The 17,929-nt window shown below is 73.1% G+C and carries 17 protein-coding genes; 8 read left to right on the forward strand and 9 right to left on the reverse strand.

Annotation, left to right across the window (positions count from 1 at the left end; all coding sequences use genetic code 11):
- Positions 1-19 precede the first annotated feature (19 nt).
- Positions 20-820, reverse strand: a complete 801-nt coding sequence (locus ACFV7Q_RS11980) for a VOC family protein (protein ID WP_385427073.1) — start codon at positions 818-820, stop codon at positions 20-22.
- Positions 821-959: 139 nt separating this feature from the next.
- On the opposite strand from ACFV7Q_RS11980, the gene ACFV7Q_RS11985 reads away from it, so the two are divergent.
- A complete protein-coding gene (locus ACFV7Q_RS11985) occupies positions 960-1,628 on the forward strand; it encodes a hypothetical protein (RefSeq protein ID WP_385427075.1) in 669 nt (222 codons plus the stop codon).
- 82 nt (positions 1,629-1,710) lie between these two features.
- A complete protein-coding gene (locus ACFV7Q_RS11990) occupies positions 1,711-2,229 on the forward strand; it encodes a metallophosphoesterase family protein (RefSeq protein WP_385427078.1) in 519 nt (172 codons plus the stop codon).
- A gap of 21 nt (positions 2,230-2,250) precedes the next feature.
- Here the strand turns inward: ACFV7Q_RS11990 and ACFV7Q_RS11995 are convergent, their stop codons facing one another.
- Positions 2,251-2,643, reverse strand: coding sequence for a hypothetical protein (locus ACFV7Q_RS11995; RefSeq protein WP_385427081.1), 393 nt, complete (start codon positions 2,641-2,643; stop codon positions 2,251-2,253).
- A gap of 276 nt (positions 2,644-2,919) precedes the next feature.
- On the opposite strand from ACFV7Q_RS11995, the gene ACFV7Q_RS12000 reads away from it, so the two are divergent.
- From ACFV7Q_RS12000 to ACFV7Q_RS12010, 3 genes are all read left to right on the forward strand, one after another.
- Positions 2,920-4,383 (forward strand): multicopper oxidase family protein, encoded by a 1,464-nt coding sequence (locus ACFV7Q_RS12000; protein ID WP_385427083.1) that lies wholly within the window; start codon positions 2,920-2,922, stop codon positions 4,381-4,383.
- A 248-nt stretch (positions 4,384-4,631) separates the two neighbouring features.
- Entirely contained in the window at positions 4,632-6,584 is a 1,953-nt protein-coding gene (locus ACFV7Q_RS12005) for a potassium channel family protein (protein ID WP_385427129.1), read from the forward strand.
- Positions 6,585-6,840: 256 nt separating this feature from the next.
- Complete coding sequence (locus ACFV7Q_RS12010) at positions 6,841-7,038, forward strand: hypothetical protein (RefSeq protein ID WP_385427086.1); 198 nt, start codon at positions 6,841-6,843, stop codon at positions 7,036-7,038.
- Between the two features lie 85 nt (positions 7,039-7,123).
- On the opposite strand, the gene ACFV7Q_RS12015 is transcribed toward ACFV7Q_RS12010, so the two are convergent.
- Positions 7,124-7,747, reverse strand: a complete 624-nt coding sequence (locus tag ACFV7Q_RS12015) for a maleylpyruvate isomerase family mycothiol-dependent enzyme (RefSeq protein WP_385427089.1) — start codon at positions 7,745-7,747, stop codon at positions 7,124-7,126.
- A gap of 146 nt (positions 7,748-7,893) precedes the next feature.
- Between ACFV7Q_RS12015 and ACFV7Q_RS12020 the strand changes: the two genes are divergently transcribed.
- Positions 7,894-8,877, forward strand: a complete 984-nt coding sequence (locus ACFV7Q_RS12020; RefSeq protein ID WP_385427091.1) for a LysR family transcriptional regulator — start codon at positions 7,894-7,896, stop codon at positions 8,875-8,877.
- Here the strand turns inward: ACFV7Q_RS12020 and ACFV7Q_RS12025 are convergent.
- Together ACFV7Q_RS12025 and ACFV7Q_RS12030 are read right to left on the reverse strand one after the other, a co-directional pair.
- Positions 8,858-9,235 (reverse strand): hypothetical protein, encoded by a 378-nt coding sequence (locus tag ACFV7Q_RS12025; RefSeq protein WP_385427094.1) that lies wholly within the window; start codon positions 9,233-9,235, stop codon positions 8,858-8,860. The two genes, ACFV7Q_RS12020 and ACFV7Q_RS12025, sit on opposite strands and share 20 nt — an antisense overlap.
- A gap of 172 nt (positions 9,236-9,407) precedes the next feature.
- Entirely contained in the window at positions 9,408-10,025 is a 618-nt protein-coding gene (locus tag ACFV7Q_RS12030) for a TOPRIM nucleotidyl transferase/hydrolase domain-containing protein (protein ID WP_385427097.1), read from the reverse strand.
- A gap of 180 nt (positions 10,026-10,205) precedes the next feature.
- On the opposite strand from ACFV7Q_RS12030, the gene ACFV7Q_RS12035 reads away from it, so the two are divergent.
- Entirely contained in the window at positions 10,206-11,138 is a 933-nt protein-coding gene (locus ACFV7Q_RS12035) for a hypothetical protein (RefSeq protein ID WP_385427099.1), read from the forward strand.
- Between the two features lie 365 nt (positions 11,139-11,503).
- Here ACFV7Q_RS12035 and ACFV7Q_RS12040 read toward each other — a convergent pair whose 3' ends face one another.
- From ACFV7Q_RS12040 to ACFV7Q_RS12050, 3 genes are all read right to left on the reverse strand, one after another.
- A complete protein-coding gene (locus ACFV7Q_RS12040; protein ID WP_385427101.1) occupies positions 11,504-12,727 on the reverse strand; it encodes an aromatic acid exporter family protein in 1,224 nt (407 codons plus the stop codon).
- A gap of 58 nt (positions 12,728-12,785) precedes the next feature.
- Positions 12,786-13,598: a CorA family divalent cation transporter gene (locus ACFV7Q_RS12045; protein ID WP_385427104.1), complete on the reverse strand. Its 813-nt coding sequence runs from the start codon at positions 13,596-13,598 to the stop codon at positions 12,786-12,788.
- A 313-nt stretch (positions 13,599-13,911) separates the two neighbouring features.
- Positions 13,912-14,331: a hypothetical protein gene (locus ACFV7Q_RS12050; RefSeq protein ID WP_385427107.1), complete on the reverse strand. Its 420-nt coding sequence runs from the start codon at positions 14,329-14,331 to the stop codon at positions 13,912-13,914.
- 312 nt (positions 14,332-14,643) lie between these two features.
- Here ACFV7Q_RS12050 and ACFV7Q_RS12055 point away from each other — a divergent pair, with 312 nt between their 5' ends.
- On the forward strand, positions 14,644-17,130 hold the full coding sequence (locus ACFV7Q_RS12055; protein ID WP_385427110.1) for an ATP-binding protein: 2,487 nt from the start codon (positions 14,644-14,646) through the stop codon (positions 17,128-17,130).
- Between the two features lie 30 nt (positions 17,131-17,160).
- Here ACFV7Q_RS12055 and ACFV7Q_RS12060 read toward each other — a convergent pair whose 3' ends face one another.
- Positions 17,161-17,772 (reverse strand): HD domain-containing protein, encoded by a 612-nt coding sequence (locus tag ACFV7Q_RS12060; protein ID WP_385427113.1) that lies wholly within the window; start codon positions 17,770-17,772, stop codon positions 17,161-17,163.
- Positions 17,773-17,929 lie beyond the last annotated feature (157 nt).

Genomic DNA, 17,929 nt, shown 5'->3' on the forward strand with positions numbered 1-17,929 from the left:
GTCGCCCGGCCGGCAGGGCTCAGTTCCGGGGGGCCGGGGTCAGCAGCACGAAGTCCGCGTTCGACGGGTCGAGGCAGACGGCCAGCCGGCCCACGCCTCCGACGTCCTCCGGCCCCATCTGCACGCTTCCGCCGTTCCCGGTGACCGCGGCGACCGCCGCGTCGCAGTCGGCGACGGCGAAGACCGGGTGCCAGTAGGGCCGCCCGTGCGCCAGCGCGAGGTGTTCCGCGGACATCTCCATGAGGCCGCCCTGCATGCGCTCCTCGGGAAGTCCGGCGGGGGTGACGAGGGAGTACGCACTCCCGGCGCCCGGGACCTCCATGTCACTGAACCGCCAGCCGAAGATGCCGCCGTAGAACTCCTTGGCGGCCGTGGCGTCGCTCGTGTACAGCTCGGTCCAGCACAGTGAGCCGGGATCGTCCACCAGCTCGACCCCCTTGTTGGTGCCCGGCTGCCAGACCGCGAACTGGCCCCCCAGCGGGTCGCTGTACTGTGCCATCCGGCCCCACTCGTCGAGGTCCCGCGGCGGCACCCGTACCGTCCCGCCGGCCTGTTCGACGGCCCGGGTCGTCCCGTCCGCATCCGCGACGCTGTAGTAGATCATCCAGGCCGAACGCGCGCCCTCTTCGGTGAGCTTGCCGAGCCCGGCGACGATCTTCCCGTCCTTCCGGAACATCCCGCCTTCCATGTCCTCCGCCTCGCCCATGGACTCGTAGTCCCATCCGAGCACGGTGCCGTAGAAGGCCGCGGCGGCGCGGACGTCGGGAGCACCGAGGTCGATCCAACAGGGGGAGCCGGGGACGAAGTCCGTTGTGATCATTGCCTTGGCCTTTCGCGGGTCCCGTACCAACCCCAGCCTGACACCGGACACCGGCACCTGCCCCTCGGCGCGCCGGCCCCTCGGCCACGCCGGCCGCGGGGCGCGCGGGCCACGGGTCGACCGCGTGACACCGGACCGCATGCCGCTGCCGCGGCCGGGGTACGTGGCGGGGGTGGGACGCGAACGGCTGACGTTCGACGGTTGGATCGCCGCCGTCGGGACGGGGTCCGGTACCCGCGTCGTGCTCGGCCACTGGCCCCGGTCGCCGTTCGGACCGTTCAACGACGTGATGCTGGAGCACGCCGACGGCCGGCGCCTGCTGCTGGCGCCCACGGCCCGTATCGCGGAGTGCATCGCGGGCATCTACCACTTCGACGGGGTCCGGATCGTGCCCGTGAGCGTGCACCGGTGGGGCACCGAGTGGGCGGTCACGGCGGGCCCCTTGGAACTCCGCTTCGCCGTCGGCCGGCGCGGCGCCCTGGGCCTCGCGCTGCGGGCCGTCCCACGGACGCTCGCCCGTCGTCCGGCCTGGGCCGCTTTCACCGACGGCCCGGCCCGCTTGCTGCCCGGCGTACGGACCCGGGGCAGCTCCCGCCCCGGGTGCCGCCAGTGGTACGCGGCCTGCGACCTGCGCCGCATCACCACGGCCGCCGCCTCCTTCGACGGGGCCGACCTCGGCCCGCCGGCTCCCGTCGACCCGCCGGTCCGGTTCGGATTCGCATCAGCCCCTGCCCGACCGGCGCTGGTCCGGGTCGTCACCACCGTCGAACGCGACGGTGCCGGGCCGCACGGTGTCACGGGAGCCTGACCTCGGCGGGCCCACCGCAGGCAGTGCGCGGACCGGTGGTTCCACCCGAGCCGGACTCCTGCCCCCGCCCTACTGTGGGGGCATGCGGCTGCTGCTGACCTCCGACACGCACGTCCCCGCCCGAGCGAAGGGCCTCCCCCGGGAACTCCTGGCCGCTGTCGACGAGGCCGACGCCGTCATCCACGCCGGCGACTGGACCGACGAGCCCACCCTCGACCTGCTGGAGTCCAGGTGCCGCCGGCTGATCGGCGTGTACGGCAACAACGACGGCCCGCCGCTGCGACGGCGCCTGCCCGAGGTCGCCCGCGCCCGGCTGGCGGGGCTGCGGTTCGGCGTGGTGCACGAGACGGGTGCGGCTACCGGCCGGGAGCGCCGCTGCGCAGAACGCTTTCCGGACCTGGACGTCCTCGTGTTCGGGCACAGCCACATCCCCTGGGACTCCACGGCTCCCGGTGGCCTGCGCCTACTCAACCCGGGCTCGCCCACCGACCGCAGGCGGCAGCCGTCCTGCACCTTCATGACCCTGACCGTGTCCGACGGCGCGCTCCACGACGTCACCTTGCACCGGCTCCCGCCGCGCGACCGACCCGCGAGGAGGTGAGCGGGTCGCGAGGTCAGGAGGTCAGGAGGTCAAGGTGACCCGCCGACCGCTGTGGCCCGTGTCGAGGCATTCCTGGTAGGGATGGGGATCGCCCTGCCGCTCCCGGCAGACCCACGTGGCTCCGGCCGCGCGGACCTCGGTGGGCGCGCCGCGGGTGCGGGACAGGGTCCTGGTGTAGGCGGCGGCGACTCGGAGTGCGACGGCACACGACCCGGCTCGCTCGGCCGACACCCCGAGCCCGGTGGTCGCGTCGGTTCCGCAGACCACGAGCGGCACCGGTGCGAGGGTTCCGTGCGCGGACGCCCATCCCGGGGCCGGGATCGGGGCCGGGGCCGCGGCCGGGACGGCGGGCCACAGTACGGCAGCCACCGCCAGCAGGCTTGCCGCCGCCGTGCCGAGCTGCGCCGAACGCACGGTCCGCCTCCCTCCGTGCGGTGCCCGTGCCCAGGACGGCCGGGGCACCATGCCCACCACCCTGGCCCGGAGCGCCGCGCCGCGCCACCGGAACGGCCGGCCGGGACCGTGTTCGGCCCTGCGGGCCCTCGGCTGACCGCCGGCTGCGCCCCATGGCGCAAACCTGACATTGTCCGCCCTTGGGCGGGAACCGCCCGGCCCTACCTCCGGATCATGAGGCATGGCGTTCGGCATGCGAGCGCAGTGCGCTTCCTCATTCTTCCCAGGAGGACACCCATGGTCACGAGACGACGCCTGCTCGTCGGAGCCCTGTCCACGACGGGCGCGGGCCTGATCACCGGTGCCGGGCTGCTGCCCGTACTGCAGACCGGCACCGCGCAGGCCGCCGACGAGGAAGGGCCGGCCGCCGTCCCGCCGCCGTTCGCGGTTAAGATGCCTGCACTCCCCGTGCTCACCCCCTACTCCACGCAGGGCGGGGTGGACGCGTACCGCGTCACGGTCAAGGAGGTCTCCCGCGAGATCCTCCCCCGGGTGCGGACCAAGGTACTGACCTACGACGGCCACTTCCCGGGACCGGTGCTGTGGGCCCGCAGCGGCCGGCAGGTGACCGTCCGGCACCGCAACACCCTGGACATGCCGATCTCCGTGCACCTGCACGGCGCCAACGTCACCCCGGAGAACGACGGCGGCCCCATGGACACCGTCGCCCCGGGCAGGACGCGCACGTACACGTACCCGAACCAGCAGCCGAACGCCACGCTGTGGTTCCACGACCACGCCCACCACATGGAGGCCGAGCACGTCTACCGGGGCCTGTCGGCGACGTACGTCCTGACGGACGAGACCGAGCGCGCCCTGCCGCTGCCCTCCGGCCAGTACGACGTGCCCGTCGCGCTGCGCGACGCCCGCTTCGACGAGAACGGGCAGTTGGTCTATGAGATGGACGACTTCCGGGGCCGCACCACACTCCTCGCCAACGGCCGCCCGAGCCCGTACGTGGAGGTCGCCGCCCGCAAGTACCGCTTCCGCCTGCTCAACACCTCCAACCTCCGCTTCTTCAAGCTGCGCCTCGCCGACGGCGGGCCGATCGTGCAGATCGGCTCCGACGGCGGCCTGCTGCAGCGCCCGTTCACGACCGACACCGTCCCGCTGTCGCCAGCGGAACGCGCCGACGTCGTCATCGACTTCTCCCGCTACCCCGTCGGCACGAAGATCGTCCTCCAGAACATGCCGGGCCCGGGCACCACCGAGCCCGGCAACGTGCTCCGCTTCGACGTCGTCCGCACCGCCCCCGACCCGAGCCGGATCCCGGACGTGCTGCGCACCTTGCCACCGGTGGACGCACTCCCCGAGCCCGCGGTCGAGCGGACCATCGTCCTCAGCATGGACGAGGACGGCCGCACCGACGCGCGCGGATTCATGAACGGGCTGCAGTGGGACCCGGACCGGATCGACCAGACGATCACCTTCGGCACCTCCGAGATATGGACGGTGACCAACGCCAACAAGCGGATCCCGCACAACTTCCACATGCACCTGGTCCAGTTCCGGGTACTGGAGCGGGGCGGCGTCCCGGTCGGGCCCGCCGAGGCGGGGCTGAAGGACACGGTCCAGCTGTTCCCCGGCGAGACGGTGAAGCTCCACGCCACCTTCGACACCCACCGGGGCACCTACGTCTACCACTGCCACCTCCTGGACCACTCGGCCATGGGCATGATGGCCAACTTCCGGGTCAGGTAGGGGGCGGACGCTCGGCGTGGCCGTGCAGTCCACGGAAGTCAGCGGTCAGCGGTCCACGGTCAGCGTGCGCCGGTGCCGGTCACGGCGCGCACGGACCGGGGGAGGGCACCTCCCCACGGCTCCTTCGCCCCTCCAGCCACTCCCGCCTGACCCTCCCGCGCTTGCCCACCCGCCCGACGAGGCATGCTCCCGCCGTGCAACCCACGCGTTACTCCCAAATCCCCCTATTTCCCGAGTCCGGCGGACGGATGCTCGTCTGCGGCGACGACGGGCTCGCCCACCGGGTCGCCGCGGAACTCCTCGACGTGTACGGCGAACCCGTCACCCTGATCGTCCCGACTGCCCGCGAAGCCGAGCGGGCACTGGGGCACGGCCGCATCCGCATCCACACCGGCGGGCCGGGCCTCGGGCTGCTCGCCCGCGTACCCCTGGCCAGGCAGTGGGACGCGGCTTCGGCGGAGCGGCCGCCGGCGCGCGAACTGCGGATCGTGGAGGCGGCAGAGCCCGACGAAGCGGTCCTGGCCGCCGCGGGAGTGGGCGGCGCGCCGGCGCTCTCCCTCGTGTACGAGGACGACGACCGCAATGTTCAGGCCGCCCTGGTGGCCCGACGCCTCAACCCCCGCCTCCGCCTGGTCATCCGCCTCTACAACCGCAAGCTGGGGCTGCACCTGGCCGAACTGCTCGACCAGGCGGCGGCCGTCGCGGCCCCCTCGACGGACCCGTCCGACCTGGACGCCTCCACCACCGTCCTGTCGGACTCGGACACGGCGGCACCCGCCTTCGCGGCCACCGCGGTCGCCGGCACCAGCAAGGTCGTCCAGGCGGACGGACTCCTGCTCAGGGCCGTCGAACGCACTCCCCGGCGCCGCGGCGCCCCGCCCGCCCGCGCGGTCTGTACCCTGGCGCTGCTCCCGTCGGACCCCGACGGCCCCGAGAGCAGCGAAGGCCCCGCCCGCGCGGGGGACCGTCACCGCGGCCGGGATCGGGAGCGCGGGCCGTGGCTGCTGCCGGACGACCACCTGACCGCGCAGGCGGCCGGGCGTTCCGTCATCACCCTCGAAGTCGTCCCGCCCCCGGGGCGTAGACGGCTCCGCTCCCCGCTCCCGGGCGCGGCCACCCTGCTCGGCTCCCTGGGATCCCTGTTCTCCCCGCGTCTGAACTGGTCCCTCGCCGGTGTCGCGGTCGCCGTGACGGCGCTCGGGCTGGCCTCGTGGCTGACGACGGGAGACTCCCCGTTCCACGCCGCGTACGTGACGCTCCTCGACATCTTCGCCTTCAACGACCCCGCCGTACGGGAGCCGCCCGTACGCCAACTGCTCCAGGTGCTCGGCGGGTTCGTGGGCATGCTCCTGCTGCCGGTCCTCGTGGCCGCAGCGCTGGAGGCCCTGGGGGCCTTCCGTACGGCCGCGGGGCTCAGACGGCCGCCGGGCAACCTCTCCGGGCACGTGGTCCTCGTCGGACTCGGGAAGATCGGTACGCGGGTCCTCGCCCGGCTCAGGGAGCTCGGAGTGCCGGTGGTGTGCCTGGAGTCGGACTACTCGGCCCGCGGGCTGCCGCTCGCCCGGCGCCTGCACGTGCCGGTGGTGATGGGGGACGTCACCGAGGAGGGCGTCCTGGAGTCGGCCCGCGTGCACCGGGCGCGCGCCCTGATCGCGCTGACCAGTTCGCACGCCACCAACCTGGAGGCGGTCCTGCACGCCCGGACGGTCAAGGGTGACCTGCGGGTCGTGCTCCGCCTGGACGACGACGACTTCGCCGAGGCCGTCGACCGCACCCTGAGCACGGCACATCCGGCGGCGCTCACCCGCAGCCGCAGCGTCACCCACCTCGCCGCCCCGGCCTTCGCCGGGGCGATGATGGGCCGGCAGATCCTCGGCGCCATCCCCGTCGAACGCTGCGTCCTGCTGATCGCCGTCGTCGAGGTGGCGGGACTGCCGGAGCTGGAGGGGCGCACGGTCGCGCAGTCCTTCCGCCCGGGCGCCTGGCGCGTCATCGCACTGGACACCGCGGCCCGCCCGGAACGCCGACCGCACCTCACCGGGGTCCGCCGCGCGGGCGGTCCGAGCGCCGCCGGGAGCCTCGTCTGGGACCTGGAACCCGGCCGCGTCCTGACCGCACAGGACCGCGTCCTGATGACCGCCACCCGCCAGGGCCTGGCCGAACTCCTGGGCCGCCGGCGCGCACGGACCGGCAGCCCGTGACGGCACGGATCCGGTCAGCCCGGCGTACGGGACCACGGCGCACGTCCCAGGCCGACCCCGCCTCGGCCCAGCGGCGCCCGGACCGGACCCGGGCCCGCAGCACCACCGGCCCCGTGATCCCGAGGCCCTCGTCCCGTCACCGTGCGAGGCGGTCACCAGCCGCATGAAACCTGCGGAGGAGGGAAGAAGCCCCGTCCACGGTGCGGGCCGTGCGCCGGTGACGACGGCCCCACCGTTTCGAACCTGGAGGTGGACCATGGCGGGCCTGCCGAGAAGCGGTCATGCGGGCAAGGACGGGGGAACACCGTGGCGCGACTTCGGGAAGCTCCTGGACCAGATGTACGACCTCATGGAGGCCGCCACACCGCCCCAGGAGGCCGTCGTCGCGCCGCAGGACGGCGGCGACACCGCGCCGGCGACTCCCCACCGCACGGTGGTCAAGGGAGCGGGGTGACCGCACGTCACTCGCACTCGTCCGCCTCGTCCGCCTCGTCCGCGAGGCTGCCGAACGCCCGCCACCGCCGCAGCGCGGTGGCGCGTCATCGCCCGCTGAACCGGCTGCTCGGCTCGCCGCTCAGCCGGCCCCGGGGCACCTTGCGGCCGAAGGCCAGCAGCAGGAGGTCCTGGGCGGACCCGTACACGGGAGCCCCCGTCCCGTAGGACCAGTCCATGTCCTCGGCGCACAGCCGGACACCCCGCAGGTCGACACCGAAGAACCGCAGGCCCCAGGGCTTGATGTCGTCGAGGAGCATGCGCAGCCGGTCCTCGGGAACACGTCGGTCGAGCCCGAGGGCCACCGTCACGTCCAACCCGTGCACCACGTCGTGCCCGAGGGCGGCCACCGGCCCGCCGACCGGCGGTGTCCACGGATGGCCGGCGTTGTCCCGCAGGAAGGCGGTCAGCTCACCGACGGAATGCGCGGCCGCATCCCGGTGGGCGACGCGGTCGGTCATGCGGTGGACATGCCCGCGTGCCTTCACCAGTTCCCCCAACGTCGCCGGCAGGGAGAGCCGGAAGCCCATCGACATGTGGGCGACGACCTCACGGACCCGCCATCCTCCGCACAGGCTGGGCGCGTTCCACTCATCGGGCCGCAGACCGTCGAAGAGATCCGCCAGTTCCCGGCGTTCGGCCGCGATGGCGGCCCCGACACAAGCCCTCACACCAGCCCCCACATCCGCAATCCCCCCGGCTCGAACATCCGCCTGCCCGCCCGTCGTTCGCGAAGCGTTCTCCATGAGGTCAAGCGTGCGGGGGGCCGATCCATACGTCCAATAGATGGTTGTGCTCCCCTCTAGCATCAGCACTTATGGAACTTCGCCAGCTGCGCTACTTCGTCACCGTCGTCGAAGAGGGCGGTTTCACGAGGGCAGCCGCCCGCCTGCACCTGGCCCAGCCCGGACTGAGCGCCCAGATCCGCCAGCTGGAACGGGAGTTGGGGCAGCCGTTGCTCGACCGGTCCCACCGGTCGGTGACCCTGACCGAGACGGGTCGGGCGGTCCTGCCGTACGCCCGGGCGGCGCTGGCGGCGGCGGACGCGGTGCAGCAGACCGTCGACGCGTACACGGGGCTACTGCGCGGCCGGGTCTCCCTCGGGCTGGTTTCCGGAGCCACCGGCCACGCCTTCGACATCGCCTCGCTCCTCGCGGACTTCTGCGACGCCCACCCCGCCCTGGAGATCGCGCTCACCGAGGACACTTCGGAGCGGATGCAGGCAGCCCTCCTGGCGGGTGAGCTCGACATCGCCCTCCTCGGACCGACCGATGAGGTGCCCCCGCCCGGCCTGTCCCTGCGCATCGTCATCGACGCTCCGCTGGCGGTCGCCGTCGCCCCCGGGGACCAGCTCCTCGCCACGCCCGACGAGCGCACGACCGTTGCGCTGGCCGAGCTGAGCGACCGGGCGCTGATCTGCTTGCCCCGCGGCACCGGAGTACGGGCCGCCTTCGAACGCGCCTGCGCACGGGCGGGGTTCCGCCCCCGGGTCACCTTCGAGGCGGCAGCGCCCCACGTCCTCGCGCAGCTGGCCGCCCGAGGGCTGGGCGTCGCCGTGCTGCCCGCCGGTGAGGGAGGCCCTGCCGCCGGCGGACAGCTTCGGACGCTGACCATCGTCCGTCCCGGTATCCGTGCCCGGATCGCACTCGCCTGGCGGGCCGCCGGCCCCGCGAGCCCCGCGGCCCGGGTGCTGCTCGACCACCTCCGCGAGGCCCTGCCCACGGTGCCCGGGAGCAGGTCGCAGGGGGATGCTCCTGAGGCGGCTGGCGAGGGGCCCGGGGTCACAACACGGCGGCCGTGAAGGGGTTGTCGACGTAGTTGCCGTTGAGGTCGTAGGTGTAGACCGTGACGGCGTTCGTGCCGCAGATGGCGTTGGGGGTCGTGGAGAAGCTGCGGCGGTTGGAGTTGGGCAGTTCGACCTGGACCACGCTGAACGCCAGGTTCACCTGGTTGCTGACCTTCACGCAGTACCGGCCGGTGTTGACGTGCCGCACCCAATCGATGTTCTTCGCCCGCTTCAGCACGCCGGCGGCGGTAACGTCCGCCGCCGCCTGCACGTAGGGCGAGGTGATCGGTGTCGGGTTCGCCGCGGCGGCGGGAACGGCGAGCGGCCCGGTCAAGGCGGCAGCGGCAAGCAGAAGGGGCACAGAACGACGCATGACTCACACTCCCGGCGACGGCGCGACCCACAGCGAGCCGCGGGCGGTCTCACTACCGTCCCCGACACACCCCGCCGAACGACTCCGCAGCCGACCCGGGATCGGCCAACCGGGGCCGAACACCACCCGCCCGGCCCGTTCGGGTCGAGCGGCAGGGGTACCGGGCGCCGGGTCAGAGACCGGCGAGCAGCCCGTCGAGCGGGGCGGGTACGCGGTCGTGGGCGAGGGCCTCGACGAGAGCCCGTCCGTAGCTGATCTTGCGCCCCTTCTTCGTGCCGAGGAAGCGTCGCAGCTGCTGCTGCGGGGTGCGGCCCTGCTGCGCGGGCTGGCGCATGAAGGTCTGCAGGGCGCGCAGGTCGCCCTCCGCGCGGATGAGCTCCTGCACCCGTGGCACGCCCAGCGCGCGGATGAGCTCGTCCTCCAGGTCCGCCGCGCAGACGAACAACCCTTCGGGTGCCGCACCGGCGCGCTCCCAGCCGCGGACGTAGTAGCCGCGCTCCGCCTCGTCGCACAGCCCCGTGAGGCGCAGGCCCAGTCCTCGCGGTCCGAGGAGGCCGGCGAATCGTCCGACGCCCATCGCACCGCCCATCGGCAGGACACAGACTCCCTCGGCCTCCAGGTCCCGGCCGCGGCGTGCGGCGAGCGCGCTGACCGCCGCGACGTCGCTCGCCCCTTCGAGCAGGACGACCGCCCGGACGTGCAGCAGCGCGGCCAGCTCGCGCGCGCGGTCCCCGGTCCCGCCGGCCGCCCAGGCGGTCACCGCCTCCCGGAACGATCCCATGTCAGCCATGGGACGGAGTCTGCTCGCCGTCCGGCCACCACGCCAGGGAATTTCCACCGCAGCGCAGAGGCCGGTGCGTGAGGTGCCGGTGGGAACCCGACGAGGCGTTCCGGGCCCCGGTGCCGCGTCGGCGTCATATGATCACTTGTTGTTCTGTTCCGTCGCCCGCGAGGTGATTCCTTGACGAGAGTGGCACTGCGTCCTTACGCACTGTTGCCTCGGCAGTACGACGAGCGGAAGGTCCTGGCCACCACGGTGGATGCGTGGGGGAGGGCCCTCTGGCTGATCTGCGAGGAAGTCTGTTTCCCGTACCGATGGCGCGGCAGGGACGTTGCCCGACCCGCGCGGCTGCCCTTCGACGCCCTCCTGGTCATCAGCGACGGGGCGCGGATCCGGGAGCGGACCCTGCACGGAGTGGCCGTGGAACCTGCGGCCCTGGACGCCCTTCCCCGGGGCGGTGTCATCCTGCACGGACGCGGACTGCCGGGCGAACGCAACGGCCAGGTCTTCGGCCCGAACGGCCGTCCCCTGCGCCGGTTCGCCCTGGGCTCCCACCTGCTCCACCTGGTGGCGGACCGCCGGTCCAACGTGTGGACCGGCTACGCCGACGAGGGGATCTTCGGCGGTGACCCCGTCAGCTCGGGTGCTCTGGTCCGGTGGGACGCCAGGGGCAACAGGGTGTCGGACTTCCGGCCCCCGGAACCCCGCCGCATGGTGGGCGAGATCAGCGCCGTCAACGTCACGGACTCCGTGGTGCGGGCCGCCTGCCCGCCCGGGTACCCGTACTTCGAACAACGGGTCGGTGAACCGCTCCGCATCCGTGAACTGCCCGTGGTCGCTCCGTACGCCTTCGTGGTCGCCGGCGAGCGCCTCCTGCTGCTCGGAGCGCGCGAGCGCGGCACCGGACACACCACCCACCTGCGCACCGTCCACCACTGCCGCCTGACCGACGACGGAGCAGTGATCGTCGACCGCGGGGAACTCACTTTCCCGAACGGCAATCCGGTCAACCACTACCCCCGTCCCGTCTGCCGAGGTCCGCACCTGTACCTGCACACCCACCGCTCCCTGCGCCAGTGGTACCGACTGACCCTTCCCGGACAGGGCGCACGTGACGGGTGAGGGAACCCGTTGGACGAGGACCGCGGCCCGCCGCCGCCCGGTCGCGGTCGGCTTCGGCGCGGGGCGGGGCGGGGGCGGGGAGCCGGCCCCGGGCGTCAGGCGCCGGCCCGGACCGTGGTGCGGCGGGCCTGGAAGAGCCCCCAGCGCAGCAGTCGTCGGACCTCCTGCGGATGGGCGTACACCCCGATGTGGATGTCCTCACCGCCCCACACCAGGCGTCGTAGAAGGCATCGACATCGCTGGTCTCGTAGTAGCGGCGGGTCCAGTCCTCGTGGTCCGGCATGCTGCCGTCGTCCGTGGCCTGATCACCATGGTGCGTCATTTCCCCATAGGGGAACGTTTGATTCGCTCCGTCGCCCGCCGACTCAAGCGCCCGCGCCCCCGCTGCCGCCCCCGCCGTTCGCGCGCCGGCGCCGCAGGCGTGAGGCGAAGCGTCCGCCGCGCCGGGAGCGGGTCTGGCGGTCGAGCTCTTCCAGCAGGCGCTGGGAGCGTTTGTCCACGCCCAGTTCGTCGATGACCCGGTCGATCTCGGCGAGCAGCGCTCCCTGCAACTGCCACTGGGCCGGGTCCTCTTCGACCTCGGTCAGCAGGAGCTCCGCGAGCCGGTCACGGCTCGCCCTGGCCACCACGAGCTCCCCGGTCAGCCGGGCCTCCGCCTCCTCCGCGTTGGCACTGACCTGGGCGGTGATCAACTCGGCGAAACTCTCCACCGCCCTGGCCGTGTGCCCGGACACCTCCCGCAGCGCGGCCCTGACCTCCGCCGTGAACAGCGGGCCGTCCGGGCGGGCCTTGGCCAGGTCGGTCAGCGTGCGGCAGGCCACGCGGAGGACGACCGCACAGATCTCCAGGGTGTCAAGGCCCGTCCGCAGCACCAGCCGGAAGAGCAGACCCTCCTTGACGCGGGGGTTGAGGCGGAGGCTGTCCTCGGCCTGCCGGAGGGCGGCGTCCACCTGCGCGATGTCGTTGTCGAGCCGGCGCGCCTCGTGGAGGCGGGCGGCAGCCTGCTCGACCTTGGCGGGCCCGGGGGGCTCCTCGCCGAGGTGGTCCAGCAGCCGACTCATGCGCGCTGCGAGGTCGGTGATCGCGGCGCTCGCCTGGCCGACCCAGACCGGCGGCGCGACGAGCAGGTTGACCAGCATGCCGACGGCCGCGCCGATGAGCGTCTCCAGGACGCGGTCCCATGCGGTGTTCGCGACCTGGGTGACGCCGAGGACCAGCATGGCGCTGATGGCGACCTCGGGGATGAACTCGTCCACGCGCACCAGATGGCCCACGAGCAGGGACGCCAGGATGATCAGGCCGAGACTCCACCAGGTGAGTCCCACCAGCGCGCTGAAGCCGATGGCGATCAGGACGCCGGCGACGACGGAGTTCACCCGCCGGATGCCCGTGGTCAGCGTGGAGTAGAGGGTGACCTGGACGACGAGCAGTGCGGTCAGCGGTGCGGTGAGCGGGGCCGGCTCGCTGCTCAGCCGTAGCGCGATCACGTAGCTGACGACGGCTGCCGCGGTGGAGCGCAGCGCCTGGACCGCGACGGGCTCGCGGCGGAAACGGGCGATTCGGTCGATGGTGCTGGTCATTTCTGGCATACCTGCGCGCTTTCCCCGGCCGGCGCCGGGTGACCCAGGCGCCGGGGCTTTCCCGTCCCTAGTGGTCGTCGACGCGGCCCTGCTCGTCCTGCAGTCGGCGCCAGAGGCCGGTGCGGTGCAGGACGAGGAGCGCAATGGCCAGGAAAACCACTCGCAGGCCCACGGCGAAGGCGCGTCGGGCCGCCTCCTGGAGCGACTCGATGTTCGTGAGCGTCGACTTCGCCGTGCGCTGGTACTCGCGCACGAGCCGCTGGCGCGCCTCCGGAAAGCCGGCGCTCATCATGCGGCGGGTGACCGTTTCCTCCATCACCTGGGTGTAGGGGAGGAGCGTGCGGTACAGGAGGGCCGCGTTGCGGCGCAGCCGTGACAGGCGGTAGCCCTGCTGGGGCCGCCTCTGACGGAACACTTCGTCCTCCAGGTCCTCCACGTTCAGCAGGGCTCGGACAGCGGTCCGGCGGTAGGTCTCCAGGGCCTCGTCCAGCGGGAGGAACAGCACGGCCACCGCGTCGGGGGGACGTTCGTGCGGGAACCGGGCGGTGAGGCTCGCCAGCAGCCCGGTCGCCCCCCGGTGCACCGTGACCAGGTACGTCTCGGTCACCACGGCGTGGACGTGAACGACCCGGCCCGTCTCGACGGCGGGCAGGACGAACCCGGCGCTGTCGCCGAGGAACTCGGCCCGGGAGATCTCCCCCTCCCGGCCGAGCCAGCCGAACGCCGCGACGTCCAAACCAAACAGGTGCACGAGCGCCTGCTCGTCGGGCGGGCTCCTCTCGGGCAGCTCCACGTCCACGAGCAGGAACGGGAACGTGTTGAGCAGCTCACGTGCCTCTGACGGGCGGGCACGCGTCATGGCGCCGTCCGGCATGGACATCACCGATACGATCATCGCCCCTCGCCGTATCTCGTCAGCCGCGTCGCCTCCCAGCTTGTACGCGCGGCAGTGCGGTGCAAGCGCAGACGCGCGTTCGCACCGCAACGCACCTCGAACAGGTGAGGGAGCGGGCTGCCGGACCGCGCAGTTGATCTCCGGTCATTGTTGCGGCACCGTGCCCGGCCGGATCCGCACCCACGCCGGCACCGGCGCGAACACGGGCCGGGCGGCCGGGACGGCGGGCGGCACGGATGGGGGCGGGCGGGCCCCTACCGACGCTGCCGTAGGGGCCGCCTCACGGAGCCCGTCGCGGTCACTTCTGCCAGTTCGTCCAGGAGCCGCTGCTCAGGCGGTGGCGGTACCAGCGGTCGCCGTCCGTGCCGACGTGGGAGACGGTCGGGCTCCAGGTGTTGTTCCCGTCGACCCGCACCCCGCTGGCGGCCCTCCCGCCCATCGACTGCCAGTTGCTCCAGTTGCCGTCGGCATGGCTGTAGCGGGTCCAGACCGCGAAGTCCGTGCCGACGACGAACACCTGCCGCTGGCCGTTGGGGTACGTCTGCCACGCCTCCCCGTACTCGCAGATGTAGTCGCCGCCGAGCCCCGCCACATGGCAGTAGCCCGACGCGACCGGCGCGGGGGCGGCGTTGGCCGTACCGGCGGTCAGTGCGGCACCGGCCAGTGAGAGGAGGGCGGTGGCCGCGAGGGCCGAGCGGCGGACGGTGGCCAAGGTCATGATCGCTCCTGAAACTGTGCAGGGCCGTTCGTGATGACGGCAAGGGAAGCCGGGGCAGCCCCGGTCTGGAGAGGGTGAGGGGGGTGTGCCGGACAGGCCCCCGTGTCCTGATCCGGCACGCATCGACCGTAACGCCGTTGACGCACCGGGAGACCTCCTGGACCGTTGCCGGTCGTTGCCAACCGTCCATGGCAACGACCGGCAACGATCCGGAGGAAACGGAATGGCGTGTGTGCTGCCACGACGTTCCCGCGTGCGCAGGGTGCCCGGTGCTCGGGCCCGCGCCCACGACCACACCGGGGACGCAGCGCGTTGACCGGCGAGCGTCTTCGTGCACTGCGCGTCCGGCACGGCTGGTCACTGGACCGGCTGTCCCGGCAGGTCCACTACAGCAAGAGCTACTTGAGCCGGGTCGAGAACGGCCTGCGCCCCCTCACCCTCGAACTCGCCGAGCGCTGCGACCGCGCCTTGGGCTCGGGTGACGAACTGGCTCGGCTCGTACGCGACCGGTCCCCGTCCGAGAGCTCCGCGCACTCCCGGAGCACCGGGGACAGCGGTGGTGCCGGGGGCTCCGGGCACCGGGACGGCGCGGCCTCACCCGGAACGGACGGGCCCCGCACCGGGAATCCGCTGCCGGCGCAGTTGCCCGCCGTGGGCCGGATGTGGGGCCGCGAGGCGGAACTCGAGGAGGCCCGGGCCTTCCTCGCCGGGCACTGCGGCCCTGCCGTGATCGCGGTGGACGGGATGGGGGGCGTCGGCAAGACGACGTTCGCCGTCGCGCTCGCGGGAAGCCTGGCCGCGTCACGCCCCGACGGGACGCTCTTCGCCGATCTGGGGGCGCACGGCCCGTTCGGGAACCGGACCGCACCGGAGGAAGTGGCCTCCGGGCTGCTCCACGCCCTGGGACGGACCCCGCAGACCCTCCCGGCGGAGCCCGCAGAACGGATGGCCCTGGTCCGCAGCGTGCTCGCGCAGCGCCGGGTCGTCGTGGTGCTGGACGACGCCACCGGTGCCGCACAGGTGGCACCGTTGCTGCCGGCCGTCGGCGACAGTCTGACCATCGTCACCAGTCGGCGACGGCTGACCGCCCTGAGCCTGAGGCACGGCGCCCTGCGGGTCGGCCTGGAGCCGCTAGCGGTCCACGAGGCGGTGGGGTTCCTGCGGAACGCACTCGGCCGTGGCCGGCGGACCACGCCGGAAGACCCGGCGGGGGCGGTGGTGACACCGCGGTCCGGGACGACGACTGCCGTACCGGACGTCACGGACGCGGCGCTGTCGGCCATCGCACGGTACTGCGGATGCCTCCCGCTCGCGATGAGGATCGCGGCCGAGCACGTGATCGAGTGGGGCGACCGGTTCACCATCGCCCGGGACGGACGAGCGGATAGCACGGGCGCCCGGCTCGACCTCCTTGCAGTGCCGGGGGAGAGCAGCACCGCCGTGCGTCCGGTGTTCGCCCGGTCCTATCGGTCGCTGACGACCGACCAGGCGCGGGCGTTCCGCCTGCTCGCCCTGCACCCGGGTGCCGAGACGGGCGTGGGTGCCGCGGCAGCCCTCGTGGGGGAGCCGCCCGCGGTGGCCGGGCGGCTCCTCGGCGAGCTGCGGGCCGCGAGCCTCGTGACGGAGGTACGGCCCGGCCGGTTCCGCATGCACGACCTCGTACGCGACTACGCCCGCGAATGCGCCCGGTCGGACGAACCCCCGGAGGAACTGGACGCCTGCACCGCTCGGATCCTCGCCTGGTACGCGCGTGCGGCCGAGTCAGTGGCGGACCTACTACTGGGCCGGGCACGCCACCGGGCGCAGAGCGTGGCCGCGCCCGACCGGATCGTGCCGCCGCAGTTCGCGTCGCTCACGGAGGCGCTGGAATGGTGCGAGGGCGAGAGGACGAACCTCAAGGCGTGCGTCGAGGCCGCCCGCGCGGCCGGCAGCCCGGTGGCGTGGCAGTTGCCGTACGCCCTGTGGCCCTTCCTGTACCTGCGCCACCACCACGGTGATCTGCTGGGCGTCGGAACCGCTGCCAGCGCGGCGGCGGAGGGCGCCGGACCGCGCGCGGAGGCCTGCGCCGAGAGCGTGCTCGCCGCCGCGCGGGCCGGTCTGCGGGACCACGTACGGGCCGACGGGCACTACCGGAGGGCCGTCGAGCGGTTCGCCGCGGCCGGTGACGCGATCGGCGAGACCACGGCGCTGGTCGCGTACGCGATGTCCTGCCTGCGGCAACGGCGTGACGAGGAAGCCGACGCCCACACGGCCCGTGCGGTGGAGCTCTCCGCGGGTGCGGGCGACGCATGGGGAACGGGAGTGGCCCTCACCGGCCTCGGGGAGGTGCTGATCGCCCTCGGCGATCCCGCACGGGCCGTCACTCCGTTGCACCGGGCGGAGCAGCTCCACCGCGTGCACGGCTCGCTGTGGTTCCAGGCATCGACCTGGACGCTCATTGCCACCGCCCACCGGGACATGGGCGACCACCACCGGGCCGAGGCGTGCTACCGGACGGCGATCGACTTCCACGAACGCACGGGCATGCGCGCCGGAACCGCGCACGCCCTGCACCAGCTGGGCATCTGCCTGCAGGCTTCGGGCCGTACCCGGCAGGCCCGACGGGCACTCGGCCAGGCCCTGGACCTCTACTCGTCACTCGACGACCCGCGCGGAGGCACCGTCCTGGAAACACTGACCGCAGCAGAAGCAGAAGCAGAAGCAGAAGCAGAAGCAGAAGCAGAAGCAGAAGCAGAAACAGAGGCAGAGGCAGTATCAGAATCCGACGTCCGCGCGTCCTTCGGCGGCCTGCGCTTCTGAGTGGCGCCGGTCGGTGAGCCCGTTCGGCGTTCAGTCGGCTGTGGAATCGGCGAAGGCCGGGTACGCCGACTGGAACGCGAGGCGGGCGGCAGCGGTGTCAGCGAGCGCGGTGAGGAAGTCGTCCAGCGCCAGGAACTCCTCCCACGGCTCGGTGCCCGAAGCCGCCGACAGGCGGGCGGACAACAGGTCTTCCAGGTCGGCCACCCGTTTGCCCTTCCAGATCTTGTCGGCCGTGCTCACCAGCAGGTCCTCCACGATGACGGCCGGGCCGGCCCAAGCCGCGTGCGTGCCCGCGAAACGAGCCAGCCGGGGCGGGAAGCCGTGGCCCAGCAACAGATCACGGCCGGCCGGTTCGTGGGCGGAGCCGGGGCCGGTGAGCTCAGCGGGGTGCAGAACCTTGCCGATGTCGTGCGTCGCCGCACCGAACGACACGGCTTCACGGTCGATCTGCAGGGCGGGGCAGCGGGCGGTGGCCCAGTCCACCAGCCGGTGGGCGACGTCGTGGACGGCACGCAGGTGCGCGGCGAGCCGTGGCGCGGCACGCAGGGTCAGCAGCAGCTCCGGAACGGGGTCCGGGAGCGGACGCATGGCGGGGTCGGTGGGGGTGGTGAGGGCGTGTTGGAGGAGGACGGTCGAAGACATCGGACCAGGATCCACCACGCCACCGCTGCACCACCACCGCGCCGAGGCGCTGGTCGAAGGCCCCGGCACGCGGGACGCGGAGCTGTGGGGGGGGGCGCGGAGCCGCCGGCCCCCCCCCCCCCCCGCCCCGCACTGGGGCGCGGGGGGGGTGTGATGT

This window comes from Streptomyces sp. NPDC059851, assembly GCF_042732005.1.
Classification (GTDB): domain Bacteria; phylum Actinomycetota; class Actinomycetes; order Streptomycetales; family Streptomycetaceae; genus Streptomyces.